Below are 18,660 nucleotides of genomic sequence, written 5' to 3' on the forward strand. Positions count from 1 at the left end.
CTTGAATTCCGTATTTCTCCTGCGGCTGGCGTTCGACGTCATAGCCGCTGGCCTGCTGCTGATCGGCCTTTCCTACTGGTGGCTGGGCAACACCGTCCATGAAATCGTCGGCACCGCCATGTTTCTGCTGGTGATCGTGCACAACGTTTTCAACAGGCGCTGGTACGGCACGATCCCCAGAGGAGGGCGCGAGGCGAGGGGCTTGATCAATATCGTGATCACCGCGCTGCTGCTCGTCGCCATGCTGGTGCTGCTGGTGACCAGTGTGCTGATCTCCAACACCTTGTCACCCGCCATGTCACCCTATGGCGGATTCACGGTTCGTCAGATCCATACACTTGCCGCCTACTGGGCTCTGGTCATCATTTCTATCCATCTGGGCCTGCGTTGGCCGATGATCATGAGCGTGGCACGCAATCTGTTCGGCATCTCCAACCTGAGCGCGGCGCGAAGCTTGGTGCTTCGGGCGATCGCCATTGTCATCGCCATTCATGGAGTCTGGAGTTCGTTCGAGCTGGGCCTCGGCACCAAGCTCGCAATGCAGGTCACTCTGGACTGGTGGAATTTCGAGGAGTCTGTGGCGGGATTCTTTATCCACTGCATCGCAATCGCAGGCCTCTGCATGGTCCCGACCTACTACGCGATGAAGTGGCTGCGGATGAGAAAGCGCTGACCGATCGTCGGCGATTGGCCATTCTTGCAAGGCGAAGGGCAATCTCAAAGCTTGTTAATTGTCACACAAGCACTTGCTCGGCCTTGTCGGTCGCTACTATCATACACCTATCAAGCATGTGTTGCACCGAGACTGCCGTGGTCGTCGTATAGGGAAAGCTATCGGTATGTTTCCGAAAGATCGACATCGTTGGACCAACGAATTCAACACAATCATCGCGCATCTTTGACCGATGGCCGAGCTTGCTATCTATCTTGGATTGTTCATGGCTGCCTTCGCAGCGGCCACCATTCTGCCGATGCAGTCCGAGGCTGCCTTGGTCGGCTTGCTCCTGACGGGAGAATATGCAGTCCCGGTACTCGTGGCCGTCGCAAGCGTCGGCAATGTCCTCGGCTCGTTGCTCAACTGGATATTCGGTCGCGGCATGGAACGTTTCCGCTCGCGGCGATGGTTTCCTGTTAGCGAACAGGCGATGGACCGGGCGCAGATTTGGTATCGACGCTATGGACGATGGTCGTTGCTGGCAAGTTGGCTGCCGATCGTTGGTGATCCGATCACAGTTGCCGCGGGCGTTCTGCGAGAGCCGCTACCGACATTCCTGTTATTGGTAACCGTCGCGAAGGTCGGGCGGTATATTGTGCTTGCTGCGGTGACCACAAGCCTGGTGTGATGTTCCGTCTCATAAGAAACGGCAGTGCCGCGTTCGAAGGGGATGCCTGCTCGCGCGTGCACGCCGACGCTGATGATTTCGAAACCGGCCATGACAGCCCTGCGGGGCGGCGAGACGCAGAAACCAGCCGCCACTGTTCCTCAGTGAGATTCTGAAAGTGTGGAAGCAGGTCGGTCGTGTTCGTCATCGATCCAGGCGAGCGTCTCCGTCAATATCTCCTTCGACAAGGCGGGATCGACCACAGCCCGCGCCAGGATCGTTGCCCCGACCATCGCCGACCAGCTTGCTATTGCCCGACGGCGGCGGTCGGCTTCGGCCGGCCCTTCGAACTTCTCGCTCATCCAGTCGAGCTGTGCCCGCACGCCATCCGTCACCGCCGCACGGGCCTCCGGGGTCTGGCGCAGCGTGTCGGCGGCAAGTCCGGAAATCGGGCAGCCACCGGCCCTGTTGTCGCAATGGCGCGGCGAAAGATACTCCTCCATGTAGGCGCCTAGAGGAAGTGTCGCTCCATTGCGCTGGCCAAGCGCGTGCGCAAGCGCCTGGACGATCAGGTCGTCCTTCGAGCTGAAATGACCGTAGAAGCTGCCATGCGTCAGTCCCGCAGCCTTCATGACTTCGGCAACGCCGACTGCCTCAAATCCTTTCTCCCGAAACAGCCGGCTTGCGACCTCCAGGATCCTTTGGCGATTTTCGGCCATCTGTTCGCGACTGATTTTCATTTCGAGATTTCTCCATCGCTGCCATTGACTTTTTTATGATAGCCATCACTTTAAAGTCGTAATTAGGTTCATCATCATAATTATATAACACTCATTCGAAAGAGAACAAGACAATGGCTGACACTCCCACCGTCCTTATCACCGGCGCGTCCTCGGGTATTGGAGCGACATATGCAGAACGTTTCGCCCGGCGTGGGCACAATCTCGTACTGGTTGCGCGCAATAAGGCAAGACTGGAGGCTCTCTCGGCGCGACTTCGCGAGGAAACCGGCGTAACAATCGACATTCTGCCGGCCGATGTCACCAATTCCGATGAACTAGCGGCGGTGGAAACGCGTCTGAGCGACGATCGTCAGATCGGAATTCTCGTCAACAATGCCGGTGCGAGCCTGGAAGGGGCATTCCCCAATCAGGCTACGAATGATATCACCCAATTGATTGCGCTCAATGTGACGGCGGTTGCCCGTCTCACCAGTGCCGTCACACCGCGGTTCATCGAGGCGGGCTCGGGTGCGATCATCAACGTCTCCTCGGTCGTCGGGCTTGCCCCGGAATTTGGAATGTCCGTCTATGGCGCCACCAAGGCGTTCGTGACGTTTCTCTCGCAGGGGCTCAGCCTCGAACTCGGCCCCAAGGGGATCTACGTGCAGGCAGTGCTGCCGGCTGCGACGCGGACGGAGCTCTGGGAGCTTGTCGGCATCGACGTCAACACGCTTCCGGGCGTGATGGAAGTGGGTGAACTCGTGGACGCCGCCCTGGCAGGCTTCGACAAGCGCGAACCCGTCACCATCCCGCCGCTTCACGATGCCGCCCAATGGGATGCCTATCAGGCCGCACGTCAGGTGATGCTCCCGGGCTTTGCACAGGTCCACGCAGCAGAGCGTTATCGCTCCGCCGCCTAGCGCCTCCCGCAGAAACGCGCCGTCGCCGGCACAGGCCGCGCCGCAAAGGCTGGCCGGCCTGTGCCGAGCTTCGGCGCGAAACTCCGAGGCGTGACAGAGAACCCCGAAATCCGGACGAAAGAAAAGAAACGAAATGACTGACAACACACTCTTCGAACCCTACACACTCGGCGCCCTGACGCTGGCGAACCGTATCGTCATGGCTCCTTTGACCCGCAACAGAGCTGGCGCTGGCTTTGTGGCGAGCGAACTCGCGGTGGAATACTATTCTCAGCGCGCGACTGCTGGCCTGATCATATCCGAAGGGGCGCAGATTTCGCAGGAAGGGCAGGGTTATCAGGATACGCCGGGCATTTATACGCAAGCTCAGATCGACGGGTGGCGGAAAGTGACCGACGCGGTGCATGCCAAAGGCGGGCACATCTTTCTGCAGCTTTGGCATGTAGGTCGTGTTTCGCATGTCGATCTGCAGCCGAATGCGCAAGCCCCGGTCGCGCCCTCCGCCCTCAAGGCTGACACTAAGGTTTTCGTGAACAATGCCTTCGTCGATGTGTCCGAACCTCGCGCGCTCAAACGGGATGAGATCCAGGCCACCATCGCCGATTTCCGTCGCGCCGCCGCCAACGCGATTGCCGCGGGCTTTGATGGTGTCGAAGTCCATGGCGCCAACGGCTATCTGCTGGATCAGTTTGTCAAGGATGGCTCCAACACCCGCACCGACGCCTATGGTGGCTCCGTCGAAGGTCGCGCACGGATGATATTGGAAGTCGCTGCCGCCGTGGCCGCGGAGGTCGGCGCGCAGCGGACGGGGGTCCGGATTTCGCCGATCAACAGTGTCACCTCGACCGATCCGCAGGCGCAATTCAACTACATCGCCGAGAAATTGGGCGAGATTGGTATTGCCTATCTCCATGTCGTCGAAGGTGGGCGAGGTGGGCCGCATGAGGCTGCTGTCTTCAATTACGCAGAGCTTAGGGCCAAATTCGCTAACACCTACATTGCCAACAACGGCTACAACCTGGAACTCGCGACGTCGCGCTTTACGAAGGGCGAGGCTGATCTCTTTTCGTTCGGCCGGCCATTTATCGCCAATCCGGATCTCGTGAAGCGGCTGAAGACAGCCGTTCCGCTGGCAGAGGTGAACCCGACCACCATCTACGGCGGCGGCGCCGAAGGCTATACCGACTATCCATTTGTGGCCTCGAACCACGGGTGACCAATCGGCCGCGCTGTTGCTCGGCCTTTTGCAACTGTGAATTCGCAGCGAACAATGCCTCCGGCGATGTCACGGTAATTCCTTGTGAGGAGCGGCTGCGATAGACGCGCGTGCATGAACACTTCGCCAGTCAGCTACAAGCGCCATCGCTTCCCACCCCAGATCATCGCCCACGCGGTCTGGCTCTACTTTCGGTTTCCGCTGAGCCTGCGCCTTGTCGAGGAATTGTTGCTGGAGCGCGGCATTGCCGTCTCCTATGAAACGATCCGCTGCTGGGGAAAGAAGTTCGGCCCGGATTATGCGTGTCGCCTTCACCGCAAGAAGCCCAGCGGGAACCATGTGTGGCATTTGGACGAGGGTGTGCGGCGAGGCACCCGCAGCAGTGTGGGAGCCGAGCTGCACGAAAGATGAGGGTAGGTCCCTCGAAGCCGACCGTCAGGGGTAGGTTTCAAACCACTGCAAGCTGCGACGGTAAAGAGCCGTGGTGGTGAGCGTTGCAGAAAAGGCGGATGTTAGTCCGTCAGGTAAGGTTCAGAGAGACGAGCGCAAGCGAACCGCTGATGACGTGTCGAAAAGTGCAAGATGATGTCGAAACCGGGAGGAATTCGTTAGCCCGGGACGAGTCTGGGGGGCGACCTGATTTCTGCCCAGACGGCATCCGGCATGAAGGCGGCGTGACTCTTCACCAGGCTTTCGTGTGGAACGCGGGAACCTGTCGCTCCGATGTTAAGGGAGAAACCCAAGCAGGCGGTCCCTGCGAGGGTGAGATTACCGAAGCGGGGCACAGGGGCGGAGCAGCCCGTAGTAGTGCTGAAGGTCCTGTAATGGGGCTGGAGCGAAGGGGTTGCGTTGTTCAGCTCTGGAGCGTGGACAACCGGCGACGGGAGGATCCTCGTGGATAGAGCAAAGCCGTATACGATCCCGAAAAGGGAGGTGTGGGAAGCATATAAGAGGGTTAGAGCCAACCAAGGAGCGGCTGGTATAGATGGCCAGACGATTGCGGACTTCGAGGCTGATCTTAGGAACAACCTGTACAAGCTCTGGAATCGGCTGGCGTCGGGCAGCTACTTTCCGCCGCCGGTGCGGCGGGTCGACATACCCAAGAGCGATGGGAAGACGCGCCCGCTGGGCATACCTACGGTCGCCGATCGCGTTGCGCAGATGGTGGTCAAACGCCATCTGGAACCGGTGGTGGAGCCTGAATTCCATCCGGATTCCTATGGGTATCGGCCCGGCAAATCGGCACTTGATGCGATCAGCGTGGCACGGCAGCGATGCTGGCGTTACAACTGGGTTCTTGATCTCGATATCAAGGCTTTCTTTGATAGCATTGAACCGGACCTGCTGATGCGGGCTGTGCGCAAGCACACCGATTGCCCGTGGGTGCTTTTATACATTGAACGATGGCTGAAAGCGCCAGTGCAGATGCCGGACGGAAATCTCGTCGCCAGAGAACGAGGAACGCCACAGGGCGGGGTGATCAGCCCCCTCTTGGCAAGCCTGTTTCTTCACTACGCGTTTGACATGTGGATGTGTCGGAATTTCCCGGACATTCCGTTTGAACGGTATGCTGACGACGCGATCTGTCATTGTCGGAGCGAGGATCAGGCGATGGCGCTTCAGAACGCTCTGGACGCGCGTTTTACTGACTGTGGGCTGACGCTTCATCCTGACAAGACTAAAATCGTCTACTGCAGGGATGAAAGTCGGCGAGGTACTCATCCGGTCTACAAGTTCGACTTTCTCGGCTACACTTTCCGGCCGAGACTTGTGAGTAAGAAGGCCGGGGGCATGGGTGTTTCATTCGGTCCTGCGGCCAGTCCGACGGCGCTCAAGGCGATACGGGGCACGATCCGTAGTTGGTCCTTGCACCTTCGCAGTGACAAAGCTCTCGATGATCTGGCACGGATGTTCAACTCGTACATCCGCGGCTGGATCAATTACTATGGTCGGTTCTGTCCTTCAGCTCTCCAACCTACGCTTTGGAGTGTCGAGCGATACTTGGCTCGATGGGCATCGGGAAAGTACAAGTCCTTGCGTAGGCATAAACGGCGATCCCGGCATTGGCTTTTGCGCATCGCGCAGCGCCAACCTCGGCTGTTCGCCCATTGGCCTCTGCTTCATGGATACGGTCGAACAATGGGAGCCGGATGATGCGAGAGTATCACGTCCGGTTCTAAGAGAGCGTGGGGGTGGAACTCCCCCGCGCCACTCGCCTCCTGATTTCCATCGGTGGCCGAAAACATTGGCTTTGGCGCGCCGTCGATCAGGACGGCTACGTTCTCGACGAGATCGTCCAGGCTCGCCGCGATACCAAGGCGGCCAAGCGATTGCTGATCAGGCTGCTAAGGAAGCAAGGTCTCGTGCCGAAGCGCATCGTCACCGACAAACTGCGTTTATACGGCGCGGCAAAGCGGGAAGTCATGCCAGATGTCGAACATCGATCTCATAAGGGGCTCAACAACCGGGCGGAGAATTCTCACGTACCATTTCGAAAACGAGAACGGATGACGCTGAGATTTCGATCAGTCGGCGGCTTGCAACGCTTCGTATCGATCTTTTCAGCAATCAGAAATCTTTTCGTCCCGGCGCACCAGAAACGCTCAGCCCTCGCCATCCACATTCATCGCATCCGCGCAATGGCGCATTGGAAAGCCGTGACCGGCGCAACTGCGTAAGTTCATCGACAAACACCTTGACGGGGATTAAGCGAACAACGTGACATCGCCCCTCCAGCCATTATCGCGAGCTGCGCGCCGCTGCAATGGACCTATGGGTTAAAATCGCCCGGGCATGACAGACCGCAGAAACCCGTCATCCGCTTTTGTCTGGTGACGCTTAAGTACGATACCATTTGACAACCTACTGGCGATAAGCTTTAAATATTTTGTTATTCTAATTAATTGACTGCCTTCCGTATTCGGGCCTCCGGAGAATTCTATCGTGGTCGGTCCCGACGGAAACTTATGAAAAGACACGGATACGAGTGGTCCAAACTGGACCGGCCGCACGGTGGTGATGTGAAGCGTGTATAGCCGCAACGAGAGTTATCAGGATTGCAGCGACAGGGTCAGCGATGGACGTCTATCCTCTTGGCTTCGCCGAAATCACTTTATTCAAAGCTCTGGACAAGCAAGCTCGGCGGGCGCTTGAATGCCAGTGCAGATGGCGGCGCTACCGCGCCAATGAGGCGATTATAGATGACCAAGATGAGGGCAACGATCTCTTTCTTGTTGTCCGGGGACAACTTCGCGCCAGCGTTTGCATAGCCGGACAAGAGACTATCATGCGCGATATTCGCGCCGGCGAATATTTTGGAGAAATTGCCGCCATCGACAATCGTCCCCGCTCCGCCCACATCCGCTGCCTCACTGATTCTATTGTTGCACAGATGCCGGCTCACGTGTTCTGGCAGGCAATTCAACAGTATCCGGAGGTCGGCAGGCAGGTACTCGTCTCGCTTGCTGCCCTCATTCGTTCGTTGACAGACCGCGTCAACGAAACCTCAGCACTCAGCATGAAGCACAGGCTCTTGGCAGAATTACTGCGCCTCTCGCGATCAGTGAGCGGCGCCACGGAATCATATATCATCTCGCCTCCGCCAACCCATGCCGAACTTGCTGCCCGAATAGGAAGTCACAGAGAGGCAGTCACACGAGAACTCAACAGCCTCACACGGCTCGGGCTGATTACCCGTCATCGCGGGGCAATCTCGTTGCAGGATCGGAACCGTCTCCAGCAAACCCTCGACAAAGCATTGCAGGGTTAATCATCGTGCCGATCATTGGCTTCGGCGGACGATGAAAGATTTCAACACAATTGAATCTATCGCGTGAATCCATCGTGCGGTGCCCCTGCGTTTTCAGTGCCATGATCTCCCGTTTGGTCTGTGGCATTTCGCACATCGTGAAGAGGTCGCGATCTCTACCGTGAGGCTGTCTTCAGGGGGAGGATCGCTCATCTCTCCCTCGCGAAAGACAGTTAGCCCTCAACAGAAAAGCGAGGAAATCCGTCATGTCAACTCTTCTGACCATCAACGTTGTCAACAATCAAGCGGTCAACAACTCCTTCTTCTTTTTCCAGCAGCCGGCAGTCTATACCGGCGGTGCAACTGTCTACTCCAACAGCCTTTTCAGTCAACTCCTTGCCCCGTCGAGTAGCGGATCGTCGCTGACATTCCAGTCGAATGTCCAATATTACGCCGGCGTTCAGCAAACCAACAACGCAGTGCCTATTCCCGGCCAGCTCAATGGTTTTGCCTCTGCCATTCAGCCTATTGATCTAACGCCGATCAACGGCTCTGCCAACAATTCGACGATCATGGCTCCGGTGCCGCTTAGTCTGACGCCGGCAAGTCCTACCTCCGGCGTGCAGCAGGGTGCATTCCGTATCGCGACCGGTCTCTACCAGCCGCCGGCGCAGCAGTTTTATGCAGGCTCAGCCGTGAAGGCGAACGGCCAAGTTATCCTGTCGAACTTCGTTCTTGCCCAGCCACAGCAGAATATCGATTGCCAACCGGTTCTGAAATTCTATGTCGGCACCGGCACCTATACAGCGGGCGTGAACATGAACTTCACCCAATCGTCGGGGCAGTCGGCTCTATGCGATTTCACCGGAGGCTACTCGGTCGCGAACGTCGCCTATAATTCGGACGGAAGCTGGACCGTCACCATGAGCTAAAGCGATTGGCTCCTGGGACGGGCTTCGGGTCCAGACCGCAGTGTCGGATATCCGGATTGCTTCGTCATTGAGGATTCAACGGTAGGGTGGTGACCAAGCAAACATGGCAAATGTCCATGAGAGCGAAGGGCTATCCTGATCATCAATGAGCCTACGCCCGGAGCCAATCAATTTCACGCGGGAATATCGGTTGCCAAGCCCTGCTTGGGTTTCGTCTCTTCCCGCAAATGATGAGTACAATGTTCAACAACAGGAGCTAAAAATGACAGTTGTCAATATACCACCAGATGGACAAATATATGGGCTGGGACAAGTGCCCGGAACTTTGCACATATACAATCGGGGTCCAAATGCAGCGACCTACAATCTGACGATAGTTGGCGTCAACTACTGGCCAAATGTTAATACTCCAGTAGGATACACGGACTCTTATCCCGCGAACGGCAATGCAACATACGTTCAGAATATGAATGGTGGTGGAACTCTCCAATGCCTATGGGTCGCGCCAGGAGATGAACTTACGCCCCAAAAGGCTGGTCTGGAGACGGCTGAGAGTATGCCCAGTGTTTAAAGGTAGCATTTGACCGCATCGACTGGAGGTGGCCATGGTTTCCGAACCATGGCCACCTCCACCGGCCGGACATCTGCCTTCCCCTTAGCCCCGATTATGGCTTCCGTTTCTCGGAAAGAGAATAGGTTGCTCGGCTGTTGACAATAATCCTGACGAGGCTTTCGCCAGGATTACCCGCGAGCGGGACGCAAGAGCATTTCAAACGCGCCCGGTCTCGTCGCTTTCAATATTGATGCCGCAAGCTTAATTAAGGGAAAGACGCAATAGAAAATCCGAACTTCTCACGTCAAGGTCTGATTGGACGCAACAATGGCGCAGGCATTTAAAATAATCATTAAAAATGATGGCTCGCAAGACAACTATTTTTCGTTGGTCCAGGTCGTTTCAACGTTCAGCGGCGCAGCCGCGGTCTTTTCCAGCTGCCTTGATTGCCAATTCCTACGGCGGTACAGCGAAGCTGGTACAACCTTGTCTATTCCTTTGGACCAACAGATCTACGCAGGCGCCCAGGAAATCATGCCGTCGAAAACCGGTAAGATCGCAATGGACACTACGTTGCTCGCGCCGTCGCTGGCGGCATTGGCAAAATCGCAAACATCGTCAGTCCAGAAGGTAACGCTCACGCCTAAAAACGGCGGCAACGTCAACAATTATACCAATATGCTGGTAGACCCGGTCGGGCTGACGCCTGCCATTTTCAATGCGGGTGTGCCATCCGGCGCTTTCTGCATTAGCGTACCACCATATACCCCGCCTGTTCCGTCCTATACCGTCGGCAACTCAATTATCAATGAGGATGGATCTGTCATCCTTTCGAGTTTTATCTCGGCACCGCCTAACGTCAACGTGCAGATTGGTGTGTTGCAGATCTATTATATTACCGCAGCGCAGTATTCAGTGGGGAGTGCAATGACTTACGACACCTACAGTAAAGTGATTGCGACAGCCGCGAAGTGTGATTTTACGACGGGATACACGACATGTAACGTCACCTATAATGCTGATGGCACCTTTAAAGTTACTCAAGCCTACTAGGTGTGGACTCCATTCTAGCCTTCAATGCTGATAGCAGGGGTAGCCCCCAGCGCTCGCCGGCTTCCAGCTGTACCTTCAGTTTCGCCAACTCATCCTCGGGAAGGGCGCCGTTGCAGGCAAAAGCCAAAACAAGGCGGAATGTCGGGCACATAAACTGAAATCCTCGGGCCTGTAGATCATCGTGCCCTTTGTTAAAGATCAAGAGGCCACCAGCCGCATCACCGCGTGACGCGATGAGAATACCCTCAATCATACGTGCGAAACATTGCCAAAAGACCAGTTGTCGTTCCTGGGCAATTGTCGACAATCTGTCATGTAGAACAGCGAGTTCTTCCCATTCTCCCCGTAGCCCAGTGGGTAGAGCGGCTCCAAAGCACAGAGTATGGCATAGTGTATGGACGTGGCGGCTAGCGTCGGCTGCGGCGATAGCGCGACGCCGCGCCTGCTGGGCATAGTCGTTGTCATCATCGAAAGCCGCTATAGCGGCGATGCAGCACAAGACAGTAACATAGTTGTCCGTCGCACCGAAACGACGCAGCGCATCGAGATGCTCCTCCGGCCTGTATTTGTTGAGAAAGCTGTGAAGATGGATTTTGGCCGCTTCAAGCTCACCACGAAACATATGGGTCGATCCCAGCATTCGGTGGATCATTAGTTCATGTGAGCTCTCGCCCTCTGGGCCGAAAGCACCGGCTACACCGAAGGTAAAGCCGTGCGCCGTGTCGATGTCGCCTTGTGCCAGCATCTCGAGCCAACGAAGGAAAAAGGAGGAGAGGAGGCGCTCAGGCCCCCCAAGACGTGGGATAAGCTCTTCGAGGCGCGTCGTCACATCCGCGTTTGCAGCCACGTAGCCATTGACGCCAACCAAGGCGGGATAGAGAGCGAGCAAAGTATCCGCCTCGAATTGGAGGTTCCATTCGGCGCTTGTGTTTTCCAAGCGATGTGCCAGCGTCAGGGCTCTACTATAGAGGGAGACAGCCTCGGCATCCGCGGACTGCGCCGAGGCAAGATGGCCTGCCTGCGCATAAAGATCTGCGGCCTCTCGCAAACGCTCAGCTCGCTCAGAGTGCTCGGCACGCATGAGGGGAGGGACGGCAATGCCATCCACTACACGCTGTTCAAGTACATCAGCAATCCTGCCATGCATGGCGATCCGATCCCGTTTCAGGATCATTTCGTAGGCGCATTCCAAGATAAGTTGATGGCGGCAAACGAGCATGTTTTCCTGCTCGCTCCCTTGGGCTAGTTGTAGTTCGGCAAGGCCGGCGGAGGTTATTTCTTCCAACGCAACTTCAATCTGTTCCTCGGAGAGCCATAGGCTTCTGAGGAGTGACAGAGAAACCCTGCGCCCAAAGCAGGATTGCAACCGCATAAGTTGGTTGGCGACGGTAAGGCGGCCGATACGTGCCTGTAAACTCTGCTGCAGGCTCGACGGAATGCCCTTGAGCGGATCCATTCTCTGGCCGGAGTCAGTGCTCTCGCGGACACCCAGCGCCAGTTCTTCCGCAAACAACGGCACCCCCTCCGACCGGTCGGCCAACATTTCAAAAAGCGTTCGGTCTGCGTCGATGTTCGACATCAGATGCGCGATAATCTGCTTCGTTTCGTTCGTTGCCAGTGGTTCCAGCTGGAATACGGTGAACCCCTCCCGGAGTTCGGCACCTTGCTCCATACCGATCGGCCAATGACGCCCGCTGATGACGATCAGGACACCTTTCGATCGCACCTTCACTAACCTGGAAATCACTTCCGCGCTCGACAGGTCCGCCCAATGTATGTCATCGCACCAGATAATCCGCGGAGGCTTGCCGTCGGAAAAATGGCTCACCAAAGCATCGATGAACTCTGCTCGCCTCTCGCGCCGTTCCATCTGACTGCCACTACCAATCGTTTTGAGCAGCTCGAGAAGACTGGCGGCTCCAGGCTCGTGTTGATGAGCCTCCAGTTTCAACGCGTCCACAAACGCATGGAAAGGAATATCCCGACTATGAGGTTGGAAAAAAATCCGCCGTACGGTAAGGCCGCGATTCTCGAGCGAATTCATAAAATGCGATGCCAAACGGGATTTTCCGATGCCCGGTTCACCGGTTAGCAGGACCCTTTCGAAGGCTCCGCTTTCGACCTGCAGCCAGATGTGTGAAAGGCTGGCTATTTCTTCGGTCCGCCCAACAAAGGGAGCGCGAACCTGTTGAGCCGTTACTGCTACTGCGAGATCGCCTGTCTGCTCGCCGCGTATTTCGAAGACGGCGCATGGTTTTTCCACACCCTTCAATGAGTGGATTCCGAGCGGATGCAGTTGAACGTGGTGTTTCACAAGCGCAGCGGTCGATTCTGATACAACTACTTTCCCGGGCTGTGCCACAGACTGAAGCCGCGCGGCCATATTGACGGTCGCGCCGAAGGCTTGCCCAATCTCGCCCTGGTGCCCGGCCTCGCTCAATCCGTCCATCAAGACAGGCCCGCTCGTGACACCCGCTCTTGCCGCTAGACGGATTCCGGCGGTATTTGGGAGCTTATCCACTTGTTCTACCGCGTGGGAAGCGCCGAGTACGCCGCGCAAGGCTGCGTCTTCCAAAGTGTTGGGGTAGCCGAAATATACTAGGACCCCATCACCGTGGTATTGCGCAACATATCCACCGAGCGGTATGACGGCCTCCCTTACAGCAGCATAATAGCTCGCCAGCAAATCCCAAAACGCTTCTGCGCCCAGAAGCTCTGCCCATTGGGTAGAACCCACCAGATCACAAAACAATACTGTTATATATCGCAGCTCGGCCCGAGGATTGGCTGGGTTGTGACTTACGCGCTCAGAAAGGTGCGTGAGGATTTTTCGCCTGTGACCAAGTGAGTAAACCCCAATCTCCTTGAGATCCGACTCATTCAAATGAGCCAATATCTCCAGGTCGATATTAGCCGCTTCGAAGCATTGGGCGTAGTGTCCCAGATCTATGTTCGCGAGCCAGGCATTAATCGTTGAAAAATTGCCACTTTCTCGCTTCCGGTTCACCATGGCATCTCGTAGACAATCGGGTCGTCCATTCCAAGAGAGCTGACGATTTGCTCCGGCTCTTCGAGCAGCTTGATACTTTGAGGATAAGAAAAGACATCGGCCGGATCATATTTGGTCTTGATGCCACGCAAGAGGGGATAGAGATCGCCCCAGTAGTGTGCGCCGAAATCTGGATCGACTGGACTTGGATAGTTTTGGTAGACAAAACCGCTCCAATATGGCTCGATCAGTGCGCGCCATCCCTCGATGTACCCTCCCATGACTTTTTGTTCGCGGGCGTTCAGCCAGAAGACATCAAAGAAAAGGTCGCAATAGACATGGCGGTGAATAAAAGCGTTGCCCGATGTACCAAAGCGCTCGATCGCGCCTCCATAGATCTCCATGGCGACGGTCGTGTAAGGGCTTGGGCTGTGCAGAAAATACTGGATGAGCTTGAGCCAATCCTCCGAACCGAGCTCTCTCGATAGATAGCGGCTGAGCTTCGCTTCCGGTGGCGGCATGGGCGTCATATCTGGCGGAAAGTCCGGCACGTCATACGGCTTGCTCAAGAGCGTCTTGTTGAGCGCCGAATAAGGCTGGCGGTCATAGAGGGCTTGGAGGCTTGCCCCCGGCAGACCCAGAACAGGCTCGAGGATCTTCGCCAGATCCTCCTTGGATCCACGATACATGCCACGCATCAGCAGATAAGGCTGCTTACCACCCGTTTCGGGGCCTTCGAAGGCCCAAATCATTTGGTAACCTAAGTCGGCAGGTGCGTTTTCGCGCATGAAGTTCTTTTGCAGCCATGCCAGCGCCTGAGCTGCGTATTGCGCGCCGTCATCGGACGAGATGGACCAGCATACCGAGAACCCCGAAAAATCCTTACCCTCATAAAGGCGATATTTTACCCCGAGCAAAACGCCGAAATTGCTTCCTGTTCCACCGCGAATGGCCCAGAATAAATCCCGGTTCTGCGTGGCATCCGCGTAAACCATTCGGCCGTCCGCCAGCATGACACGCACGGCTTCCACCTGGTCGCAGTTCATTCCGAATATGCGCGCGGTAAAGCCATAGCCGCCGCCCTGCATATAGCCGCCAATGCATACGTCAGGGCAGGCACCTCCTGGCGTATGCAAATCAAATGCCTCGATCTTGGCATTGAACTTGCGGAAATCGGTTCCTGGGCCGGCCCAGCTTGTTCGGGACAAGGGATCAACAACAACGTCGTTGAGCCTGCTTACATCGATCAGAAATCCGTCCTGGGCCGAAAATCCGCCAGTGCTATGCCCGCCAGAACGGACAACGACGGGCAAATGCCGCTGGCGAGCCCAAAGCAGGCAGGTCGATACATCTGACTCGACCTCACAATAGACAATGATTGCTGGAAAGGCCGAGAACCTTGGATTGGACAGCATTCGGGCCTTGTTATAGTCAGGGTCGCCGGGAAGGACGACTTGACCGACGATAGCATCCTGCAAGCTCTTTGCATCGGTGATTTCAAGAGCCTGCGTGCCGACATCTTTGCCCTTGAGCAGATCCCATTTTGAAAATTTCAAGCGTAAATGCTTTGCGCGGCTATCGTACCAAAGCAATGGCGTCTCCTCATATGATGCAGAATTTTTACCCGGAATATCATGCAAAGGTGCGACCCCGACTATCTCACGGGTGCGCGAATTTTTAATGCACATAATATTATAATGTTTGCATATAGATAACAAATGGAGAATGATCGCGAAGTGGGCTTCGCTTCCGTTGGAGCCGCGATGGGCTAAAACAATACGGATGCCCGTGAAACGCAGCTGATCAGGCAATGTACGCGAATGATATCCGATCTTTGCCCATTTGATTCTGATACGGGGCGATCGTGACCAAGGATGCCAGTTATGGTTCCATAATAAACCTTATGTAACTTCACATATGTGGCAGCTAAGTTGAAACGTCCTGATCTTGCAAATAGGACGGAGGTTGATCCCCTCCCTAGAAAACGGCCATGCCACACTTGGCAGAGATTCTCCGGAAACAAGTGTTTTTGCGAAACACTCGACCGTCTTTTGTGTTAAGTGCGCTCGATAGAAACAGCGATGGAGATTTTTCGCGCCAATGATTGAACTAACACCGTCACAGATCGCAGGACTGAAACTTGCGCAGCAAGGAGATCTTTATCCGCAGTCGGCGAAGAAGTGGACGCACCAGAACGCAACCGTGACCTATGCAAAAACCGACCGTTGGAAAGAACGGCCGCAGAAAATCAAATTCATCAGCGACAAGACATTGGAAGAATTGAGAGAGCCCGGCTTTCTTGAACGTCTCCACGTCGACGATGATGCCGGAAAGGACGCGTACGCTATAACCATGGCCGGTAAGATCTGGCTTCTGAAGAACAAGTAGAGCGAAGAACGCATCCGCCGATCTGCCCCTTTCATGGTCTCGGAGGCACACCCGCGATTTCGGGTCGCCCCATTTAAGGGTTCCCACGGAGTTAAACTTGCTCCCGGATGATGAGCCGCGTGGAGCAAAAAGCGTTATTTTTGATCGAACAGATCGCCGCAGGCCTCGCAAGCGAAGTAGATTTCCTGCTTGCTGCATTGAACATGGCCTGTGGCACCTGCCCGGATCTTCCAGTCACACATTTCCCCACCCCATTTTAGCGTTCCTTCCATGTAACAGGGCGCAAGATCATAATCGTCGTGCAGGATTCTAGCGTCGATCTGTTTTGCGCGCTTGAAGAACGCCCGGGCCTTCGCAGCAGTTAAGGCGACATCGGACTTGCGGCACCGATCGGGAGCCTCGGAGCGAAAGGCCACGATTTTCAGGTCAGTGATCTGCCGGTCCTGCGCCACAGCGGAACTGCCAAGCAAGGTCGCTGCGATCAGGATGATAATTCGAGTATCTATTTCCATACACCCGCGATCAATGTCATCCGATTTCAACGATGTATCTAGGCCATTCACCTGGCCTTGGCCATCCAGCGTGAACGATTTGACATCGCACGACGGGACGGTGTTGCTCGGCGTCGCCTTTGGATAGTACGGCCAGTGGTTGAAATTGGCGACGCATTCACGTTACACATCGGACGCGCGGCGGCCCGGCTTCGTCCCAGGCAACGATCTACCATGACGATCATGGTCCGCTAAACATGTTGAGGAGCCACGCATGCAGACAATCACAAGCTCGCCTCCCCTGCCGTTGGATGGTCCTGAATGGGCTCGGCTGCGCCAGCAGGAAGACCTGCGAAAGGCGACGCTTGAGCGGCGTTTCGACGAGGTCGAGCACATCATGGCAGCGCTCGAAGCGGCGTGGTGGCAGCCTGGTGATTTGCCCGATGACCGCTACACGTTCCTCGCAACCAGCTCCGGCCTTTTTGACAATGCCAGCGTCGACGCGGCCCTCAGGCTTGAATTGCTGAATGGCTGGATCCAAGCCTATCCAGGCTCCTATCATGCAAGGCAAATTCTCGGTCACTATTATTTTCGCCGGGCCTGCGACATCCGCACGGCAGCCTGGGCATCCGAGGTTGGTGAGGACCAATGGGTCGCCGCCCACATGGCTTGCGTAACCGCAGCCGAGCATTTGCTGAAGGCGATGGCGCTCTCGGAGCGACCGGCGCTTGCCGGGGAAACGATGATGCAGATCAGCCAGTATCTAGGTCAGCCAGACTTCGTCGATGCGTTGTTCCGTGGCTTGCCTGCTGAAAAAACCATGCAGCGCGAGGAGTTTGAGCCGGACCTTTATGAGGCGGCATGTGCTCAGCTTGCCAGACATCGATTAGAGCCGCCCGGCGTTGTAACGGCGAGGCTTCCCTCCTCTCTTCCGCCCGCGAAAGAGGATGATCTCGAGAACTCCGGCTTTTACTGGCTGCGCTACTGCCTTTCTCTCAGACCGCGATGGCCGGAGATCCTGGTTGATTACGCGCAGTACCTGAGCCCCAGATGGGGTGGTCGTGATGGAGAGGTCGAAAAATTCGCCACAGGTCCTTTGTGTTCCGCACTGAGCGAACAGGAACGCAATTCCGTCCGTTGGCCGGGAATTCAGGATGCATTGACGCTCCCTGAATATCCGCAACCGGGCGACGCTCGCGAGATCGCGGCCAGACAGAAGATTTTCAAGAACTGGCTGGCCCGGGATCTCTCCGATCGCTTGCGGTTCATTTCACTCGGCAAGTACGCCAATTTTACCAACTACTCGCTCGCCGATGGGGAACTCGCGCATCAGCGACATGTCGAATCCGTTCGCTATTGCAAGCCGCCCGGAACCTACCCTGCCATTGATGGCCCGTTTCGCGACTTCACCAATGTGATGCTGATCAAGCATTTCGAGGATCATGAGGGTGCCTATGCCAGCGTCCTGCAAACCGCCGTTCGCCGTTTTGATGAACCAACGATGCTCACTGTCGCAGCATTCGCGTGGCAGTTCGGCATGTGGGGGATCAAGGCCGATCCGGCGATTGCCACACGGCTGATCGACCGGGCAGCGCAGCTCGAGCCGCTCTATGAACCGGATGAATTTTCGCCGATGCATGCTTGCCGGATGATGTGGGACGGAGGGTTTCAAAAGGAGGCGACCTATCTTACCCGCGCATTTGCCGAGCGACGCGTCTACTCCGCCGCAGCAAGCATGTACGACATCACAAGAGGGATCCGGCCTGATACCGATCCGGAGTTGCTTGACGGCGAGGAAGCCGATCACTGGCTCGAGCTCGCCGTCGAGGACGGTGAAGCGGTCGCGCTGCACAATTATGCATGGCGCCTTGAAAATGTTGACGATATTGATCTGACGGCCCGGGAAAATTTCGAACGCGTCCGCAATTTTTATGTCGGGGCGATGCATGGCGGCGTGGAAATGGCAATGATCAGGGTCGCAAGCGTCGAGCGGCGTCACGGAACTACGGAGGAAAAGGAGCAGGCCGTCGCAGCGATGAAATCCCTTGTTACCCACCATGACGACCACATTGCCGGTGAGGCCTATGGCCAGGTCGTCCTGGCATATAAATACGGCGACGGTGTTCCCAAAAGCGAGTTTGTCGCCATGCAGTGGTTCGACCGTTACAAGGAACTTTTTCCCGACCATTCGACAATGGAATGGATGGAAACGCAGGTCTACGGATCGACGGGAATGCAAATGGCAGGCCGAGCGTTGAAAGCCTTCTTCCTCGGCAAGAAACTTTCAAGCGAGCATCTCCCGCCAAAATAAGCGTCACCATGGCCA

General features: G+C 56.1%; 14 protein-coding genes and 2 pseudogenes. 12 read left to right on the forward strand and 4 right to left on the reverse strand.

Going from position 1 to position 18,660, the window contains the following annotated elements; all coding sequences use genetic code 11:
* Position 1: 1 nt before the first annotated feature.
* The gene (locus RRH01S_RS13050; protein ID WP_012650367.1) at positions 2 to 673 is read left to right on the forward strand and encodes a DUF4405 domain-containing protein; all 672 of its coding nucleotides are present in this window, start codon (positions 2 to 4) and stop codon (positions 671 to 673) included.
* Between the two features lie 232 nt (positions 674 to 905).
* Positions 906 to 1,343: a YqaA family protein gene (locus tag RRH01S_RS13055; RefSeq protein ID WP_012650368.1), complete on the forward strand. Its 438-nt coding sequence runs from the start codon at positions 906 to 908 to the stop codon at positions 1,341 to 1,343.
* Positions 1,344 to 1,483: 140 nt separating this feature from the next.
* On the opposite strand, the gene RRH01S_RS13060 is transcribed toward RRH01S_RS13055, so the two are convergent.
* Entirely contained in the window at positions 1,484 to 2,062 is a 579-nt protein-coding gene (locus tag RRH01S_RS13060) for a TetR/AcrR family transcriptional regulator (protein WP_012650369.1), read from the reverse strand.
* A 113-nt stretch (positions 2,063 to 2,175) separates the two neighbouring features.
* Here RRH01S_RS13060 and RRH01S_RS13065 point away from each other — a divergent pair, with 113 nt between their 5' ends.
* From RRH01S_RS13065 to RRH01S_RS13100, 8 genes and pseudogenes are all read left to right on the forward strand, one after another.
* Positions 2,176 to 2,964: an SDR family NAD(P)-dependent oxidoreductase gene (locus RRH01S_RS13065; RefSeq protein WP_012650370.1), complete on the forward strand. Its 789-nt coding sequence runs from the start codon at positions 2,176 to 2,178 to the stop codon at positions 2,962 to 2,964.
* A gap of 133 nt (positions 2,965 to 3,097) precedes the next feature.
* Positions 3,098 to 4,180, forward strand: coding sequence for an alkene reductase (locus tag RRH01S_RS13070; RefSeq protein ID WP_012650371.1), 1,083 nt, complete (start codon positions 3,098 to 3,100; stop codon positions 4,178 to 4,180).
* Positions 4,181 to 4,294: 114 nt separating this feature from the next.
* Positions 4,295 to 4,543: pseudogene (locus RRH01S_RS13075) on the forward strand (IS6 family transposase); the annotation flags it as partial.
* Positions 4,544 to 5,074: 531 nt separating this feature from the next.
* A complete protein-coding gene (gene ltrA / locus RRH01S_RS13080) occupies positions 5,075 to 6,334 on the forward strand; it encodes a group II intron reverse transcriptase/maturase (protein WP_012650372.1) in 1,260 nt (419 codons plus the stop codon).
* Between the two features lie 62 nt (positions 6,335 to 6,396).
* Positions 6,397 to 6,858 (forward strand): annotated as a pseudogene (locus RRH01S_RS13085) (IS6 family transposase); the annotation flags it as partial.
* Positions 6,859 to 7,256: 398 nt separating this feature from the next.
* Positions 7,257 to 7,949, forward strand: a complete 693-nt coding sequence (locus RRH01S_RS13090) for a Crp/Fnr family transcriptional regulator (RefSeq protein WP_012650374.1) — start codon at positions 7,257 to 7,259, stop codon at positions 7,947 to 7,949.
* 245 nt (positions 7,950 to 8,194) lie between these two features.
* Positions 8,195 to 8,860: a hypothetical protein gene (locus RRH01S_RS13095; RefSeq protein ID WP_012650375.1), complete on the forward strand. Its 666-nt coding sequence runs from the start codon at positions 8,195 to 8,197 to the stop codon at positions 8,858 to 8,860.
* Between the two features lie 880 nt (positions 8,861 to 9,740).
* Positions 9,741 to 10,466 (forward strand): hypothetical protein, encoded by a 726-nt coding sequence (locus RRH01S_RS13100; RefSeq protein WP_012650376.1) that lies wholly within the window; start codon positions 9,741 to 9,743, stop codon positions 10,464 to 10,466.
* Here RRH01S_RS13100 and RRH01S_RS13105 read toward each other — a convergent pair.
* Positions 10,450 to 13,476 (reverse strand): AAA family ATPase, encoded by a 3,027-nt coding sequence (locus RRH01S_RS13105; protein ID WP_012650377.1) that lies wholly within the window; start codon positions 13,474 to 13,476, stop codon positions 10,450 to 10,452. The two genes, RRH01S_RS13100 and RRH01S_RS13105, sit on opposite strands and share 17 nt — an antisense overlap.
* Positions 13,470 to 15,266 (reverse strand): FAD-binding oxidoreductase, encoded by a 1,797-nt coding sequence (locus RRH01S_RS13110; RefSeq protein ID WP_198929718.1) that lies wholly within the window; start codon positions 15,264 to 15,266, stop codon positions 13,470 to 13,472. The genes RRH01S_RS13105 and RRH01S_RS13110 overlap by 7 nt, the downstream gene beginning before the upstream one ends.
* 289 nt (positions 15,267 to 15,555) lie before the next feature.
* Between RRH01S_RS13110 and RRH01S_RS13115 the strand changes: the two genes are divergently transcribed.
* Positions 15,556 to 15,843: a hypothetical protein gene (locus tag RRH01S_RS13115; RefSeq protein ID WP_007698176.1), complete on the forward strand. Its 288-nt coding sequence runs from the start codon at positions 15,556 to 15,558 to the stop codon at positions 15,841 to 15,843.
* A gap of 134 nt (positions 15,844 to 15,977) precedes the next feature.
* Here the strand turns inward: RRH01S_RS13115 and RRH01S_RS13120 are convergent, their stop codons facing one another.
* A complete protein-coding gene (locus tag RRH01S_RS13120) occupies positions 15,978 to 16,385 on the reverse strand; it encodes a hypothetical protein (protein ID WP_234711688.1) in 408 nt (135 codons plus the stop codon).
* A gap of 346 nt (positions 16,386 to 16,731) precedes the next feature.
* On the opposite strand from RRH01S_RS13120, the gene RRH01S_RS13125 reads away from it, so the two are divergent.
* Entirely contained in the window at positions 16,732 to 18,645 is a 1,914-nt protein-coding gene (locus tag RRH01S_RS13125; RefSeq protein WP_234711695.1) for a DUF4034 domain-containing protein, read from the forward strand.
* Positions 18,646 to 18,660: the final 15 nt, after the last annotated feature.

The sequence above is a fragment of the Rhizobium rhizogenes NBRC 13257 genome (assembly GCF_000696095.1).
GTDB lineage: Bacteria > Pseudomonadota > Alphaproteobacteria > Rhizobiales > Rhizobiaceae > Rhizobium > Rhizobium rhizogenes.

What these genes read in the sequence shown, in the direction of transcription:
- RRH01S_RS13065 (WP_012650370.1), top strand. Translation starts at nt 2,176, where the DNA reads ATGGCTGACACTCCCACCGTCCTTATCACCGGCGCGTCCTCGGGTATT.
- RRH01S_RS13070 (WP_012650371.1), top strand. Translation starts at nt 3,098, where the DNA reads ATGACTGACAACACACTCTTCGAACCCTACACACTCGGCGCCCTGACG.
- RRH01S_RS13055 (WP_012650368.1), top strand. Translation starts at nt 906, where the DNA reads ATGGCCGAGCTTGCTATCTATCTTGGATTGTTCATGGCTGCCTTCGCA.
- RRH01S_RS13090 (WP_012650374.1), top strand. Translation starts at nt 7,257, where the DNA reads ATGGACGTCTATCCTCTTGGCTTCGCCGAAATCACTTTATTCAAAGCT.
- RRH01S_RS13125 (WP_234711695.1), top strand. Translation starts at nt 16,732, where the DNA reads ATGGCAGCGCTCGAAGCGGCGTGGTGGCAGCCTGGTGATTTGCCCGAT.
- RRH01S_RS13105 (WP_012650377.1), bottom strand. Translation starts at nt 13,476, where the DNA reads ATGGTGAACCGGAAGCGAGAAAGTGGCAATTTTTCAACGATTAATGCC.
- RRH01S_RS13060 (WP_012650369.1), bottom strand. Translation starts at nt 2,062, where the DNA reads ATGAAAATCAGTCGCGAACAGATGGCCGAAAATCGCCAAAGGATCCTG.
- RRH01S_RS13100 (WP_012650376.1), top strand. Translation starts at nt 9,741, where the DNA reads ATGGCGCAGGCATTTAAAATAATCATTAAAAATGATGGCTCGCAAGAC.
- RRH01S_RS13095 (WP_012650375.1), top strand. Translation starts at nt 8,195, where the DNA reads ATGTCAACTCTTCTGACCATCAACGTTGTCAACAATCAAGCGGTCAAC.
- RRH01S_RS13115 (WP_007698176.1), top strand. Translation starts at nt 15,556, where the DNA reads ATGATTGAACTAACACCGTCACAGATCGCAGGACTGAAACTTGCGCAG.